This window comes from Marvinbryantia formatexigens DSM 14469 (assembly GCF_025148285.1).
In the GTDB taxonomy this organism is placed as follows: domain Bacteria; phylum Bacillota; class Clostridia; order Lachnospirales; family Lachnospiraceae; genus Marvinbryantia; species Marvinbryantia formatexigens.
Map to the genome: position 1 here is coordinate 1,707,800 of NZ_CP102268.1, position 15,228 is coordinate 1,723,027.

Annotated in this window: 13 protein-coding genes and 1 riboswitch; of the genes, 4 read left to right on the forward strand and 9 right to left on the reverse strand. The window is 49.9% G+C overall.

Going from position 1 to position 15,228, the window contains the following annotated elements; genetic code table 11:
• Positions 1–77 precede the first annotated feature (77 nt).
• The 8 genes from NQ534_RS08330 to NQ534_RS08365 all read right to left on the reverse strand — a co-directional run bounded on the left by NQ534_RS08330 (position 78) and on the right by NQ534_RS08365 (position 9,016).
• Entirely contained in the window at positions 78–899 is an 822-nt protein-coding gene (locus tag NQ534_RS08330; RefSeq protein ID WP_006860686.1) for a response regulator transcription factor, read from the reverse strand.
• Positions 900–1,342: 443 nt separating this feature from the next.
• Positions 1,343–2,686 (reverse strand): polysaccharide deacetylase family protein, encoded by a 1,344-nt coding sequence (locus NQ534_RS08335; RefSeq protein ID WP_006860684.1) that lies wholly within the window; start codon positions 2,684–2,686, stop codon positions 1,343–1,345.
• 282 nt (positions 2,687–2,968) lie between these two features.
• Positions 2,969–3,835: a DegV family protein gene (locus NQ534_RS08340; protein ID WP_006860683.1), complete on the reverse strand. Its 867-nt coding sequence runs from the start codon at positions 3,833–3,835 to the stop codon at positions 2,969–2,971.
• Between the two features lie 259 nt (positions 3,836–4,094).
• Positions 4,095–5,237 carry a hypothetical protein gene (locus NQ534_RS08345; protein ID WP_006860682.1) on the reverse strand — a complete coding sequence of 381 codons (1,143 nt, stop codon included), beginning with the start codon at positions 5,235–5,237 and terminating at the stop codon, positions 4,095–4,097.
• 176 nt (positions 5,238–5,413) lie between these two features.
• The gene (gene dapB / locus NQ534_RS08350) at positions 5,414–6,172 is read right to left on the reverse strand and encodes a 4-hydroxy-tetrahydrodipicolinate reductase (protein WP_040782132.1); all 759 of its coding nucleotides are present in this window, start codon (positions 6,170–6,172) and stop codon (positions 5,414–5,416) included.
• 60 nt (positions 6,173–6,232) lie between these two features.
• Positions 6,233–7,123, reverse strand: coding sequence for a 4-hydroxy-tetrahydrodipicolinate synthase (gene dapA / locus NQ534_RS08355; protein ID WP_006860680.1), 891 nt, complete (start codon positions 7,121–7,123; stop codon positions 6,233–6,235).
• 159 nt (positions 7,124–7,282) lie between these two features.
• A riboswitch (Lysine riboswitch) is annotated at positions 7,283–7,457 on the reverse strand.
• Positions 7,458–7,507: 50 nt separating this feature from the next.
• The gene (locus NQ534_RS08360) at positions 7,508–8,356 is read right to left on the reverse strand and encodes a cob(I)yrinic acid a,c-diamide adenosyltransferase (protein WP_242655310.1); all 849 of its coding nucleotides are present in this window, start codon (positions 8,354–8,356) and stop codon (positions 7,508–7,510) included.
• A gap of 21 nt (positions 8,357–8,377) precedes the next feature.
• The gene (locus NQ534_RS08365) at positions 8,378–9,016 is read right to left on the reverse strand and encodes a single-stranded DNA-binding protein (protein WP_040782126.1); all 639 of its coding nucleotides are present in this window, start codon (positions 9,014–9,016) and stop codon (positions 8,378–8,380) included.
• A 437-nt stretch (positions 9,017–9,453) separates the two neighbouring features.
• On the opposite strand from NQ534_RS08365, the gene NQ534_RS08370 reads away from it, so the two are divergent.
• The 4 genes from NQ534_RS08370 (at position 9,454) to NQ534_RS08385 (ending at position 14,212) form a co-directional block, all read left to right on the forward strand.
• Entirely contained in the window at positions 9,454–10,692 is a 1,239-nt protein-coding gene (locus NQ534_RS08370; RefSeq protein WP_006860674.1) for an ABC transporter substrate-binding protein, read from the forward strand.
• A gap of 67 nt (positions 10,693–10,759) precedes the next feature.
• Entirely contained in the window at positions 10,760–11,641 is an 882-nt protein-coding gene (locus NQ534_RS08375) for a carbohydrate ABC transporter permease (RefSeq protein ID WP_006860673.1), read from the forward strand.
• Between the two features lies 1 nt (position 11,642).
• Positions 11,643–12,467: a carbohydrate ABC transporter permease gene (locus tag NQ534_RS08380; RefSeq protein WP_006860672.1), complete on the forward strand. Its 825-nt coding sequence runs from the start codon at positions 11,643–11,645 to the stop codon at positions 12,465–12,467.
• Between the two features lie 44 nt (positions 12,468–12,511).
• Positions 12,512–14,212, forward strand: a complete 1,701-nt coding sequence (locus tag NQ534_RS08385; protein WP_006860671.1) for a DUF4091 domain-containing protein — start codon at positions 12,512–12,514, stop codon at positions 14,210–14,212.
• Here NQ534_RS08385 and NQ534_RS08390 read toward each other — a convergent pair.
• Entirely contained in the window at positions 14,175–15,098 is a 924-nt protein-coding gene (locus NQ534_RS08390; RefSeq protein WP_040782022.1) for a helix-turn-helix domain-containing protein, read from the reverse strand. The genes NQ534_RS08385 and NQ534_RS08390 overlap by 38 nt on opposite strands.
• Positions 15,099–15,228: the final 130 nt, after the last annotated feature.

Sequence of the window (15,228 nt, forward strand, 5' to 3'; positions counted from 1 at the left end):
TCTTTCTTCAGATATGGACAGTATAGCGGATAAACGTTAAGAATCCGGTTAAGAAAACCGTAAAGAAATGGTAAAGATTATTCCTGCAATTTAAAACCGATGCCCCACACCGATTCAATGTAATCCTTTCCGCCAGCCTGCATCAGTTTCCTTCTGAGATTACTCACATGCACCTTCAGGGAGCTTTCCGTGCAGTCGGGCGTGTCCGCGCTGATGCAGTCCAGCATCGCAGATTTGGTAAGCACCCTGCCGGGATTTGCCATCAGCAGCTTTAAAATGGCGTATTCCGTCCGCGTCAACCGCACCGCCTGCTCCCCCACGCGCGCCTCCCGCAGGTCACAGTCAAGCGCCAGATTGCCGCACGCCAGATGCGCGCTGCAGCCCGACTGTCCGCCTGCACTCTGATACGCCCTACGCCCCGGCTGCCCGTCTGCGCTCTGATACGCACCATGCCCCGACTGCCCGCCTGCGCTCTGATACGCACCACACCCCGGCTGCCCGCCTGCATTCTGATTCGCACCACAGCCGGGCTGTCCATCTACGCCCTGCTCCCTCTTTCTGAGCTGCACCGCGATACGAGCCAGCAGCTCCCGTACATCAAACGGCTTCGTCAGATAATCCGCCGCGCCATCCAGAAGGACACTGACCTTCTCCTGTATCCCGTTCTTCGCGCTCACCACAATCACCGGAATCCCCTGCGTCTTTGCAAGCACTTCCTCGCCGGAGATTCCCGGAAGCATCAGGTCCAGCAGAATCAGATCCGGGCGCCTCCGCTCCAGAAGCATCAGCGCCTCCGTTCCGGAATATGCGCGGAGCACCCCGTAGCCCGCCTCTTCCAGGAGCCGCTGCAGCATATCGCCTATATACATATCATCATCAATCACTGCTATCGTATACATAAAACTCTCCTAAAGCGTCACTGCTCACTCCGTTCGCAAATCCATATAAAATTCGCTTCGCCAATGGGATTTCATTAAAATCTGCCAAAACCTTCGCCGGGAATCCGGCGTCATATGTCTGACGGCAGACGATAGGCAGATTTTGCAGATTTTGCGAGCATAGCGGCAGCAATTTTGTCCGACCATCTTTTATGGAGGCAAAATTGCTGCCAATAAGCGGCGCAGCAAAATCAAAAAATCAACGTGTCTGCCATCAGACATATGACGCTGGATTCCACAGCAAAGTGTGTCGCCAGATTCCATACCAAAACATAGCGCCAGACTCACAGCAACATATGGCACCACATTCCAACGCAAAATGTATCGCCAAATTCCATACCAAAACATAGCGCCAGACTCACCGCAAAACTTTTTGCGGAAATCACCTGCACCAGCCCTGTATATCACTTAAAACTATAGTAGGTCTTCCCGCTCCTCAGCGTGGTCTTCCCCTTGTATTTTGCGAGCTGGCTGACCGTCACCATCTGGAAGCCCCTCTTTTTGAGCGCCGGAATAATCGTTTCCGCCGCGTCCACCGTCGACCGGTGAATATCGTGCATCAGCACAATGTCGCCGTTTTTCACATTGTTCAGCACAGCGTTGACCGTGTGCTGCGGGCTGCCGGTGTTCGCCCAGTCCCTGGTATCCAGCGACCAGTAAATCGACGGCAATCCCAACGAAGAAAGCACGGAGCTGCTGTTGTGCCCGTCACCGTACGGCAGGCGGAACACCGTGGGATATTTTCCGCACGCATTATAAATATTATTGTTTGTCCGCGTAACCTGCGACCTGCGGCTGCTGTAGGACAGCGTCGTAAACGCCGGATGACTGTAGGAGTGATTTCCCAGCTCGCAGCCCATAGCCACCATCTTTTTGACAGCGCTCTTATAATTCGGCACACTGGAGCCGACCATGAAAAAGGTCGCCTTCGCGCCATTCTTCTGCAGGCAGTTAAGAAGTCTTGTCGTATACGGTCCCGGTCCGTCGTCAAAGGTGAGCGCCACCATCTTCTTATTGGGGTTGACCTCCATCTTTACCTTCACGGTCGGGTCGTAGACGCCATTCGACTTAAAATAATAGCCCTTGTTTCCAATATACTGCGTGCCCGTCACCCGCACGCCGTCCCCGTCCACATAATACTTGTTTTTTCCGACAATCACCCAGCAGGAGGACAGCATCTTTCCATCCTGTCCCACATAGCGGTATTTGCCGTCGCTCTTCACCCAGGTAGCCGTGCGCATCCTGCCGTCTATCTTGCTGAAATAATACTTCGACTTTCCGATGGACACCCAGCCCTTTTTCATAGATGCGTCCGTCGGGCTGAAGTAATACCGGGCATCCCCGATTTTCTGCAGCTTTTTCAGCGCTACGCCGTTCGGCTTCATGTAATACTTTTTGCCGCTCACCGTCAGCCAGCCCGTCTGCATCACACCGTTTTTATCCATGTAATACAGCTTCCCGCGGTATTTCACCCAGCCGCTTACACGATAGCCGCTGCCGTTTACATAATAAACCTTTCCGTCCACGCTGATCCATTTGTTTTTCACAGCTTTGCCGCTGGACGCCAGGCGGAACTTATAACCGCCCGTTCTTTTCACCCATTTTCCCTGCGGCTTTACCGCCTTCCTCACATCCACAAGCTCCGTTTTCACCGCATTCGTCGTTTTTGCCTGCGCCAGAGCCGCCGGTGCGACAAGCGCCAGCACCAGCACGCAAAGGCTTAGAAATAATCTCTTTCGTGTTTTCATACTCTCTCCCTCTGCTCCCGTCAACCCGTTTATTCACTTTTCCCACGCAGCTAACCAAATGCGCGTACTGTCATTTCCCTGCCATCTGACTGCCGCCACAAAACCACTTTTCCCGCGCAGCTAATCATATGTGCATACTGTCATTTCCCTGCCATCTGACTGCCGCCACAAAACCACTTTTCCCGCGCAGCTAATCATATGTGCATACTGCCATTTCCCTGCCATCTGATTGCCGCCACAAAACCACTTTTCCCACGTATCCGTTATTCATGCGGGCTGCTATCAGACTATCTTTCTTGCGCAGCCGATGGCAATCGGACCATATCCGATATGACACGCAACGCTCAGTGAGAGCGGGTCCATATGAATGTCCATTCCCGGAAAGCTCTCCTTAATCTCTGCCAGCCATTCCTGCGCTTCCTCCTCGTTTCCGCCGTATGCCGCCGCCAGCGCGATTTCTCCGTTCGCCACCTCTTTTGCGAAGCGCGTCTCAAAATCCTTATGCATTGCATCCAGCATAATCCGCTTTGCCCTCTGCTTGCCGCGCGCCTTGGAAAAAGCGTCCAGCTTTTCCCCCTGAATCTGCAGCACCGGCTTCAGATTCAAAATAGTGCCCAGAGCTGCTGCCGCCGGAGTAATTCTGCCGCCCTTTTTCAGATATTTCAGAGTCTCCAGCGTAATATAAATACTCGCCTCCAGCTTCATTTTTTCCAGTGTTTCCTTAATCTCCGCCGCGCTCTTTCCGCGCTCGATAAGCAGCAGGGCGTCCTTCACCGACTGACGCTGCGTAATGGAAATCCTCTGATTATCCACCACATACACCTTTCCCTCGTAATCGCGTGCAAGCGCCTGCGCAGATTCGCAGGACGCGGAAAGCCCGCTGGACATCGGGATATGCACCAGCGTTTCATATTCTGTCAGAACCCTGTCCCACAGCTCCCGGACACTGGTCGGGGACGGCTGTGAAGTATTGATATTGGCGTCTCCCTTCAGGCGCTCGTAAAATTCCTCCTGGGTGAGCGTAATACCCTCCAGGTACAGCTCATCGTTAATAAAAAACGGCATCGGCAGCACAAAAATGCCCATCTGCTCCGCTTCCTTCTGTGTAATACCACTGTTGCTGTCTGTAACTACCGCTATTCTCTTCATTTTTCCTTCCTCTCCATATATTTTCCGGACAGCTTTCCTCTTTCCCTTTTTCCGCTGTCCTCTTCCTGTAAAAACGTCCCGTATTTATTCATGACGTTTCTTCTAGTTTAATGCAATTTCTTTAGGAATACAAGAGGGCTGACACTATATTTTGTGCCAGCCCCGTCTTCGTGTACTGTTCACCCTGTTCACAGTAACTTATTTTTCATCATATGCATCTGTTACGCCATGCCATCGCCTGTCACAGCGCCCATATTCATTACACTGTACCGCCGTCGTCTGTCACAACGCCAACATCCGCTCCGCTGCCATCATCTGTCACAGCGCCCGCGTCCGCTCCGCTGCCATCATCCGTTACCGCGCCGCCGTCCGTCACAGCTCCCGCGTCTGCACCTGTACCGTCATCCACCGTCGCGCCGGAGGTATCCGCACTGCCGGTATCACTGGTGCTGCCTGTCGTATCGTATACAGCAACCGCCTGGATGCCCGTCGTGTCTGTTCCGCTTAAAGTACCGGTATACGCAATCGTAACATAGGTACCCGATACAATACCGTTGGCGAGATAGTAGGTAGCCGATGAAGTATCAATCGTCATGGCTACGCCGTCGTCATCCGTAATGGAAATCGTGCTGACGCCGATTTCGTCGATAGTGCCGCTCACGTAGGAATAGTCGCCCGCCGGAGCTCCCGGTGTCACCGCTGTCTCTCCGTTCGCCGTGTTGCTGTCCGTAATGCTGGTTGCCGGTACAAGGTCCGGTCCGTGAATGTCTCCGTTATAATTTACAGTGACATAGTTGTCCTCCTGCATTCCGTTTGTCAGATTGATGTTGGCTTCAGACATGGAGAAATAATAGGAATCGCCATCGTCCGCCAGAACCACGATACGGTCCACGCTCAGCTCCTGAATCGTGCCGCCCAGCGTGCCTGCACCTGCCTCCGGATCCGCCTCTTCCGCTTCCGTCATCAGCTCGCCCTCCGTAACCGGCGTCTCACCCGTTGCCAGGTCCGTCACCATCTGCACAGTAGCGCCGGAGGTATCCGTGCCGCTGATTTTTCCTTTATAAAGAACCGTTACGTTGTTTCCTGCCTGGATGCCGCCGGTAACCTGGATATCCGCCCCGGTAATGGAGAACGTCAGCTCCTTGCCGCGCTCCGTCTGAATTGTCAGGCTGCTGGTATCCGAAGATTTTACAAGCCCCTTCAGCTCCCTGGTCCGGTTCATGCTGTCTTCTTTTTCCGTCTCTGTGGGCGGTTCTGTGACCGGTGCCTCCGTGACTGGCTCCGTGACGATGACCGGTGCCTCCGTCGTTGCCGGTTCTGTCTCCTCCTGCCCGCCTTTACAGCCGGTCAGCATGATTGCCGCCGCAGAAAAAACTGCCAGATACAATATCTTTTTTTTCATAGATTTTCCTCCTATCACTTGTTTATATCCCCTGCGTATATAACTGTCTGTAACTATTCTGTGCCCCCATAGTTACCCTGCAGAATCAATTACGTTTATTCTACCTTTATCTGCCAGTAAAAGTCAATGCATTTCGCAAAACTTTCACACTTAAATGCAAAATTTTTAAGAAAGTGTTAAGAGTTTATTACATCCTGCATATCGTAAAGCCCCGGCGCCCTCCCCGCCAGAAACTTTGCCGCTTCTACCGCGCCCTTTCCAAACACCGTTTTGGAATATGCCCGGTGGCTGAACGTAATCACTTCATCGGGACCCGCAAAGATCACATCGTGGTCTCCCACAATGGTCCCGCCGCGCACCGCCGAAATTCCGATTTCGTGGTCCTCTCTCTGCTGATGAACCTGGCTGCGGTCGTACACATAATGATACTGATTATCCATCGCCTCATTCAGCGCGTCCGCCAGCGCAATCGCCGTACCGCTCGGAGCGTCGCATTTCAGCCGGTGATGCTTTTCCACGATTTCCATGTCAAAACCGGCAGAAGCCAGCACCTTTGCCGCGTCCTGCAGAAGCTTCAGCAGGGTATTGATACCAAGAGACATGTTCGCCGAGCGCAGAACCGCCGTCTCCTGACAGGCCTCATTCACCTTCTCAAGCTGCTCCGCCGTCAGTCCGGTCGTGCAGAGCACCAGCGGAAGCTTCTTCTCTGTGCAGTAGGCAAGCACGCCGTCCGTCGCTTTAAAGGATGAGAAATCAATCATCACATCCGCTTCCACATTGCAGTCCTGCAGGCTGGTGAACACCGGATAGCTGTTCGTGCGGTTATCCAGCATATCGATGCCCGCCACGATTTCCGTGTCCGCATCCTGCTCCACCAGAGTGGAAATCACCTGTCCCATATGGCCGTTACAGCCATGCATAATTATTTTTACCATTTTTTTCTCCTCTATACTCCAGGTATTGTAACATTCCATGCAAACGGAACTGCTGCCGGTTTACGCGAGCGCAATGCCGAAATCCTTCATTGCCGCGATCAGCTTCTGTTTATTTGCTTCTTCCATCTCGCACAGCGGCCCGCGCAGCGGTCCCACCTCAAAGCCCATCAGGTTCAGCGCGGTCTTTACCGGAATCGGGTTTACCTCACAGAACAGCGCATCCACCAGCGGAATCGCTTTCAGCTGGATAGCGCAGCTCTCCTTTGTCTTGCCCTCCAGATAAAGCTTCACCATGTCGTGCGTCTCCTTCGGCGCGATATTGGACAGCACGGAAATTACGCCTTTGCCGCCCAGCGACAGCGCCGGAACCACCTGCCCGTCCTCGCCGGAATACAAATCGATGCAGCCGTCGGCAAGGCTCATCAGCTTCGCCACCTGCGCGATATTTCCGGACGCTTCCTTGATCGCCACGATATTTTCCACGTTCTTTGCCAGCGTCACCGCCGTCTCCGGAAGAATGTTGCAGCCTGTGCGCCCCGGCACATTGTAAAGGATAATCGGCAGCTTCACGGACTCTGCAATGGTTGTGTAATGCTTAATCAGTCCCTTCTGCGTTGCTTTGTTGTAATACGGCGTAACAAGAAGAAGCGCATCCGCCCCCATCTTTTCCGCCTCCTGGGACAGATAGACCGCCGTCTCCGTGCAGTTGGAGCCGGTGCCCGCAATCACAGGGATTCTCTTTGCGACCTTATTAATCGCATAGCGGATAACCTCCAGATGCTCCTCATGCGAGAGCGTGGAAGATTCCCCGGTGGTTCCGCAGATGATGATGGCATCTGTGCTGTTTGCAATCTGATATTCCAGAAGCTCCCCCAGCTTTTCATAATTCACTTCTCCGTTTTCCTTCATCGGCGTGACAATCGCTACGCCGGCCCCTTCAAAAATAGCCATAGTTTATCCTCCTTTAATTTTTTGATGGCGTGTCATAAAATCATGTTCTCATGCAGGCATAAAACACTTTTTTCGGACCACGGCACCATTTTTTGCAGGTTAAAAAATGAGACGGACCACGGGAGTCCGCCTCAAAATCTCCGTAAATAAACCGGTACGTTTTCAGATAGCTCCTCATCAACCTCTGATGACAGTCATATGGCTGTTCGCCCTATGCCCAAGTATACAGCCCCAGGTACTGCACCTTTCGGCGTGTTTCCCTTTCACCAGCCTTCTCCTGTACCCGGATACATCCAGCCGCCTACTCATGAAATACGCAACCTCTATCAAAACTATATTCGATTATTCACATCATATCATTATTGAAAAACCTTGTCAATCAAATTATGATTGCTGTTCACTCCGTTCACAGCAGCCGCATTTCACCATCTGCATGACAGTTACCTCATCGGCAAGGTCCCAGAGCTCCTCGCCTTTGTAAACGCCGGTAAGAATCAGTTCCATGTTCGGATCCTTCAGCTCGATCAGGCTGCGGATTTCTTCGCAGGAAATGATGCCCGCCGTCACCAGACCAAGGACCTCGTCCAGAATCAGCACGTCGCAGCCCTGTGTGGTAAGCACCTTGCGCGCAAAGTTCAGTCCGTTGCGGATATTCTGACATTCCTCCCGCCGTTCCTCCTCGGACAGACTGTCGTAGGAATTTTCCGAGCGCTCAAAGCGGAACAGCTTGATTTCCGGCTCCAGACGGCGCACAAAGCCAATCTCATCGCTCCGGCGCTTTTTTAAAAACTGGATAATCATCACCGTTTTTCCCACGCTTGCCGCCTGGATGGCGCGTCCGAGCGCCGCCGTTGTCTTGCCCTTTCCCTCGCCGCAAAATATATGTGTTAAGCCTTTTTCCATTTCGTACCTCACATCCTCCCGCAGTATCCGGTCTTTCTGCGCGCTGCTGTCTGCTTTTGCGCTTTCGCCTTTCTGCGCGCTGTCACCTGCTTTTGCGCTTTCGCCCTTCTGCGCGCTGTCGCCTGCTTTTGCACTTTCGCCTTTCTGCGCGCTGTCGCCTGCTTTTGCGCTTTCGCCTTTCTGCGCGCTGTCGCCTGCTTTCATGCCTTTTGCGTCCGCCTGCTTTGCGCAGCGCCGCCCGGAATCTGCGGTTCCTCTGTTTACACGTTGCTGCCCGTTTCCTTCACAGTAACGTCTGCATACCTCAAAGCTATGACACCAGTGTACCACACTCCCGTATGAAAAGCAATCTTAACCGAGCCATTCCAGCTTGCTGACAGATACTTCGTATGCGGTGCGCTTTTCCGCAAGGTCGCCCTCCATCTTTTTTACGTACTCGCGGCTCTGGATTCTGCCCCAGATCTGTACGTGACCGCCCACCTCGAAGCTGGAGGTAAAGCGTGCATTTCTGCCCCAGCAGATGCAGGGTATGTAGTCGGATTTACCGTAGGGACGGTTGACCGCCACCAGCATATCGGAAATTTCTCTTCCGAGCGGCGTTTTGCGGTAGACCGGGCTTTTGCAGATATAACCGTCCAGGAAAATCTGGTTGGTCTTTACCTTGTCGGTCTCCTCGCCGGTAAATGCCACCTCCCGCGCAAATACGGAAAGCACCAGCCGGTTTTTCTTTTCCTCGTGACGGTTGTACGAGCGGAACTGGCCTGTCACACGGATGAACTCTCCCCGGTAGTCCTGTGTGACGTCAATCAGCCGCTCGGAAATCATGACCGGTATGCAGTCCGAGGATTCACTCAGGCGCTTTACCCGGACTTCCACCAGATAGAAGCCCTCGCCGAATACCTCGTGGCTGAAGACAAATTCTGAAACAATTTCCCCTATAATAGATACCTGGTTGTTCTCAATAAACCTCTGATGCTGTCCATCCTGCATCGGGCAGGCATAGATGTCGTTTTGCCTATTTTTCTCTGACATAAATTGTACTCCTTTTCTATATGTATTTCGCAGTATAGTTATTCATATTCTAGAATAGCAGATTTTAGAACAAAATGCTTCAGAAAGCGTTCGTCAAGTTTCTACATTTTCCGCCATTTGCTGCTGCCTGCTCCGTTCGCAGTAACATCTGCAAATGCTTACGGGTGACGCAGTCTGCTATTTCAACAGGTCCGGCGGCTCTTGTGCATGATTATTAAAAATATGTGAAATAATCACTTCTTTTTGTGCAAAACCTTAAATTTCGGATGATATTATGTACTTTATGGATGATTCTATGATGCACATATTATGGGAAAATGATATAAATTTACCATAACTGGATTCAACGTGATAGTGTATAAAAGCACACGCGAATAAAAAAGGAGGATTCAATCATGAGGAAAAAGAAACTTTGGGCACTTACACTGACAGCAGCAATGGCAACCGGAATGCTTGCCGCGGTTCCCGTTTCCGCCGAGGAAACATCCGAGCTGACTTTCTGGTTTCCGACCTTCGCATCCGCGGACGGCGAAGTAACGGACGAGGAATTCTGGAATGAAGTACTGGAACCGTTTGAGACGGAACACAGCTGTGAAGTCAACGTTGAGATTATCCCCTGGGATAATTATGAAGAAAAGTATCTGACCGGCACCACCTCTAATGATGGTCCGGATGTCGGCTATATGTATATGGAAATGTTCTATGATTACATCGACAACGGTCTGCTGGTTGATGTAGATGAATATTTTACAGACGAAGAAAAAGAGAATTATCTGTATTATGATTTAGGAAATCTTCTCGGCGGTCAGTATGCGCTTCCGGTTGTCGTAGGCAATCCCCGTATTCTGATTGCAAATATGGATATTTTAAATGAAGCGGGAATTACGGAAGTTCCCACTACCACAGAAGAATTTCTGGCAGCCTGCGCGGCAGTAAAGGAAAGTAACCCCGACGTAGCGCCGTTTATGCAGGACTGGGGCAATACACATTACGGTTCTCTGAATGAAATTTTCTGGCCGTTCTTCTGGGGCAACGGCGGCGAAATCGTGGATGAGGAAGGCAATCTGACGATTGACTCTGAAGCGGGACTTGAAACGGTGGAATTCATTAAGAGCCTGCTGGATGAAGGATATCTGCCGGAAACCTGCACCTCCAACGATGATACCCTTGAGCCCTTCAAAAACGGAGAGGTAGCCATGATTTACTGTGCGTCCAGCAATGCGCTTCAGGCTACGGACATCAACTGGGATTACCGCGCAGTCGTACAGGGTTCCGAGTCCGCCAAAACCTTTGTAGCCGCCGATTCGCTGGTTATGTTTAATTCCTGCGAAAATAAAGAGCTGGCTGCTGAGCTGATGAAATATGTGACGAGCAGTGACGTTATGTCCCAGTTCCATACAAGAGTATCTGAGCAGCCTCCGATTACGGCTGACGATACATACACCGGCGACGAAAGATATGCCACTCTGTTTACAGAGAACGGCGACAATTTTGTCAGCCTTCCGGTATTCAAGGGAGCCGCTTCCATGTATGATATTCTGTTTAAAAACATGCAGTCCATGATGCTGGGTGAGATGGAGCCTCAGGAAGTTCTGACTGAGACCACCACATATTATAATGACAATCTGAAATAGTCAGAATCTTCAAAGCGGAAGGACCTGTCGCCGGGTACTTCCGCCTTTTTTTACAAAGGAGGACAACATGAAAAGAAAAAGGAAAGAAGCGATTCAGGGTATTATTTATGTGCTGCCAAGCTTTATCCTGATTCTCTGTTTTTGTATTATTCCTATTTTTATGTCCGCATATTTCAGTTTTACGGATTATAATGTAATGACAGCGCCCAAATTTACCGGTCTGTCAAACTATAAAAAGCTGTTTACCGACAGCTATGTACAGGCGGCAACAAAAAATACGCTGATGTACGTTTTGATGACGGTGCCGTTCCAGACCATTATTTCTCTTATATTTGCGGCGTTTCTGGCAAGCAAAATGTCAAAAATGAAATACGGACAGTTTCTGCGGAGCGTTATGTTTATTCCGGTTATCGCATCTGCCGTTACCGCCGGAACAATCTGGAGAATTATCTTCAACGCAGACGGAGGTCTTTTAAACAACTTTCTTGGATTGTTCGGTATTGAACCCATCAACTGGCTTGGAAGTACCAAAACGGCGCTTCTGAGCATCTGTATTGTGGCAGTGTGGAAAAATGTCGGATATTTCCTGGTAATTTACTATGCCGGAATCATGGGGATTTCCAAAGACCTTTATGAATCGGCGCGCGTAGACGGCGCAACTGCCGTTCAGCAGTTTACGAAAATCACGCTCCCCATGCTGAAACCGATCACCTATCTGGTGGTGACGCTGGGTATCATCTGGTCCTTCCAGGTATTCGACCTGTCCTACCTGATGACGGGAGGCGGTCCTGGTAAATCGACGGTTACGCTGGTTATGGGTATTTACAATTCGGCATTCAAGCAGTACCGTATGGGTTATGCCTGCGCCCAGGCAATGTTCCTGCTCGTGATTATTGTGATCATCAATATCATTGAAAACAAATTCTTCAAAGAAAAGGAGGCGAAATAGCATGAAAAAGATGCATAAGTGGAATGCCGCTTCCATTATCGGAGTTATCATCCTGACATTATTTGCGGTAATCTGTATCGCTCCTTTTCTTTACATGCTGATTATGTCTTTTACACAGTCTACGACGCTGATGCTTCATTGGAGCGATGTGGACTTTACAGATTTCAGCAACTTCCAGTATGTGATGGGGAAAAACAATTTTTTGCGCTCGCTTCTGAACAGCGTGATTGTTGTTGGTCTCTCCTGCCTGTTTAACTGCATTATAGCTTCTATGGCTGCCTATGGATTTGAAAAAAAGAATTTTCCGGGCAAGGAAATCCTGTTCCGCGTATATCTGATCACACTGATGATTCCGGGACAGGTAACAATGATTCCCGTATTTATTATGATGAATAAAATGAATCTTTTAAATACGTATTTTGCGCTGGTTGTACTGATTCTCAATGCATTTGGCGTATTCCTTATCCGACAGTTTATGGAGAGCGTACCGGACGAGCTTCTGGAAGCAGCGAAGGTGGACGGTTGTCCGGAATACCGCATTTTTATCCAGATTGTGATTCCTCTGATTAAGCCGGTGCTGGTTTCTCTGGTCGTATTTACTTTTGTGACCTCCTGGAATGATTTCCTGTGGCCGCTGGTATCCACATCAGATTCCAGCATGTACACGCTGACTGTAGCGCTGTCTCTTTTAAAAACGCAGTACCAGACCAATTACGGTCTGATTATGGCGGGAGCTACTATATCCTTTATCTTCCCGTTTATTATGTATGTGTGTTTGCAGAAACAGTTTGTGGAAGGTATTGCGCTGAGCGGAATTAAGGGATAACATGTTATTGCCGGAAAACAATACAGACAAGGAGGACAGGATATATGGAACAGTTTCGTTTTAAAACAATAAGCTCTATGGAAAAGGTGTTCCCGGCAAAGGAGCCTTCCGATGAAGGAATGAGCGGGAAGCTGTCTGCTCTGCGGGGAGAGACGGTTTCTTTTCAGATTGCCTATTACTGGGGCGGACGGAGAAAACAGAGAGGATATGTATCGGTTGACGTACCGGAGGGAATCACTGCCCGTGTAAGAACCGTAAATCTGGTTCCCTGCTCCTATCCCTGCCATTTGCGGAGGGACGACGGATATCTGGTAACAAATCCGGGGCTTTATCCCGACCTTCTGACGGAAATAACAGAATTTGGTTTTCCGCTCATTTCCGGTCAGTGGAGAAGCCTGTGGATTGACCTGGAGGTTGGCGAGCTGGCAAAGGCGGGCATGTGCCAGGTAAAAGTGGAACTGGAGGCTTCCATCAAAGGAGAGGCGGAGTCCTTGAATGAAGCGCTGTCTCTGAAAGAAAAAGCGGAAATTTCTCTGGAGGTTCTGAGTGCTGCCCTCCCGGAGCTTCCCATTCCTCATACGGAATGGTTTCACTGCGACTGCCTGGCAAATTATTACCAGGTGGAGGTGTTCAGCGAGGAGCACTGGCAGATTATAGAAAATTTTGTTGCCCATGCGGTAAAGCGCGGCTGTAATACGCTGCTCACACCAGTTTTTACGCCGCCCCTTGACACGGCGGCAGGCGGCGAACGCCGTACTGTGCAGCTGGTAGACATTACCGTAACGGAAAACGGCTACGAATTTGGATACGAACGGTTTGAGCGCTGGGTGGCAATGTGTCAGAGATGCGGTATCAAATACTTTGAAATTTCCCATCTGTTCAGCCAGTGGGGCGCTATCGCGGCTCCGAAGATTATGGGAAAGGTAAACGGTGAAGAGCGCCGTATTTTCGGCTGGGAGACAAAATCCAACAGCCCGGAATATGCGGATTTTCTCCATGCTTTTCTGGATTCCTTCCTGAAAGAGCTGAAGAAGCTTAAAATTGACAAACAGTGCTTTTTCCATATTTCAGATGAACCAGTACCGGAACAGCTTCCGTCTTACCTGGCAGCAAAAAATATCGTAAAGGAGCAGTTGAAAGGCTATCGCATCATCGATGCCCTTTCTGATTATAAATTCTACGAGACGGGCGCGGCAGAAGAACCGATCTGCGCCAATGACCACATCGGTCCGTTTTTAGAGAACCGTCCCAAACGGCTGTGGACCTATTATTGTACTGCACAGGCAGTGGATGTGTCCAATCGCTTTATCGCCCAGCCAGGATTTCGTACCCGCATCCTGGGAATGCAGCTATATAAATTCGAAATCGACGGATTCCTGCAATGGGGATATAATTTTTATAATTCCGAATATTCTCTGTATCCTATCAATCCGTACCAGTGCACTGACGCGGACGGCGCGTTTCCGTCGGGCGACCCGTTCCTGGTTTATCCGGGCAAAGACGGGCAGCCGGAAGATTCCATCCGCTGTATGCTGATGGAAGAAACTATGAATGACCTCAGAGCCATGAAATATCTGGAAAGTCTGACAGACCGCGAAACCGTGCTGTCCTGTCTGGACGAAGCGGAGTACGGCGAGCTGACCTTTGACAAATATCCGCAGAGCATCACTTATCTTACGAAAGTAAGGGAAAACATCAACGCGGCAATTAAGGCAAACGGATTTCCTCCCCATTCTCCTCTTTGAAGTTCTGTATAGAGGTCAGATATTCAGATGGCGACATCCGTGTATATTTCTTAAACTGGAGTGAAAAATACTGGTAGGAGGAATAATCCAGGAGATTCGAAATTTCCGAAAAATTATACCTGGCGTCCCGGATCATCGTCTTGGCTGTTTCGATTTTCAATCTGCAGAAGTATTCGATGACCCCGCAGTTTTTTTCTTTGTGAAACAGCTTCTCCAGCGAAGAGCGTCCGATCATGTTCGCTTTACAGATTTCCGTAACCGTCAGATGCTTATAGACATTCTGCTGGAGATAACGGATAATCTGCTCCAGAAGCTCCTCATTGCTCCGGCGAATCAGCGGATGAGCCGGTTCCTCCTTAAAAACAGGCTGCAAAGGAGCATTGTATCTGCGATAGATGTTCAGCAGCAGAAATTCAAGGGATAACCGGATAATATGCTCGCTGCCAAAATCAGCGTTTTCGTTTCGTCTGAGCTTGCAGATATAAGGATTATTCAGAGGCGTCGTAAAGGTTTTGCGCGCTTCCGTGAGAATCTGTCCGAGATAAAACCGTTCTGTGGCGTTGATGGTGACATGTCTTTTTTCAAAAAATTTCATGCACTGCGCCCTGCACTGAAAAGAAATAACAATCAGATTGGGCGGAGAAATTCCATCCGCCCGCAGAGCGTGAAATTCATTTGGTCTGTGAAATATCATTTCTCCCTTTTTCAGTTTTATTACGGAGGTATCGGCCGTCACGTCGATACTTCCGTTGTCTACGCAGACCAGTTCCCAGAAATCATGCGTTTCTCCTTCAAAAGTAAAGTCCTTCGTATACTCAAAATAGTGTATGGAGAAAATTTCATTTATGGTAAATTCTGTGCGCAAAGTAATGCTCTCATAAGTCATAAAAATCCTCCCAAAAAAGACCAGACCATGTTTAATTGTAAGCAAATATAACATAGCGCGCAGAAAATTATCAAGAAAACAGAAGAGTCTAAAAAAATCTAAAACGGAGCCATCCGCAGATTTTTCTCTG

Excerpts from the sequence above, each read along its gene's own strand:
- NQ534_RS08330 (WP_006860686.1), bottom strand. The coding sequence starts at position 899 with ATGTATACGATAGCAGTGATTGATGATGATATGTATATAGGCGATATG.
- NQ534_RS08340 (WP_006860683.1), bottom strand. The coding sequence starts at position 3,835 with ATGAAGAGAATAGCGGTAGTTACAGACAGCAACAGTGGTATTACACAG.
- dapA (WP_006860680.1), bottom strand. The coding sequence starts at position 7,123 with ATGGCTATTTTTGAAGGGGCCGGCGTAGCGATTGTCACGCCGATGAAG.
- NQ534_RS08335 (WP_006860684.1), bottom strand. The coding sequence starts at position 2,686 with ATGAAAACACGAAAGAGATTATTTCTAAGCCTTTGCGTGCTGGTGCTG.
- NQ534_RS08375 (WP_006860673.1), top strand. The coding sequence starts at position 10,760 with ATGAAAAGAAAAAGGAAAGAAGCGATTCAGGGTATTATTTATGTGCTG.
- NQ534_RS08380 (WP_006860672.1), top strand. The coding sequence starts at position 11,643 with ATGAAAAAGATGCATAAGTGGAATGCCGCTTCCATTATCGGAGTTATC.
- NQ534_RS08390 (WP_040782022.1), bottom strand. The coding sequence starts at position 15,098 with ATGACTTATGAGAGCATTACTTTGCGCACAGAATTTACCATAAATGAA.
- NQ534_RS08345 (WP_006860682.1), bottom strand. The coding sequence starts at position 5,237 with ATGAAAAAAAAGATATTGTATCTGGCAGTTTTTTCTGCGGCGGCAATC.
- NQ534_RS08370 (WP_006860674.1), top strand. The coding sequence starts at position 9,454 with ATGAGGAAAAAGAAACTTTGGGCACTTACACTGACAGCAGCAATGGCA.
- NQ534_RS08385 (WP_006860671.1), top strand. The coding sequence starts at position 12,512 with ATGGAACAGTTTCGTTTTAAAACAATAAGCTCTATGGAAAAGGTGTTC.
- dapB (WP_040782132.1), bottom strand. The coding sequence starts at position 6,172 with ATGGTAAAAATAATTATGCATGGCTGTAACGGCCATATGGGACAGGTG.
- NQ534_RS08365 (WP_040782126.1), bottom strand. The coding sequence starts at position 9,016 with ATGCAGGATGGACAGCATCAGAGGTTTATTGAGAACAACCAGGTATCT.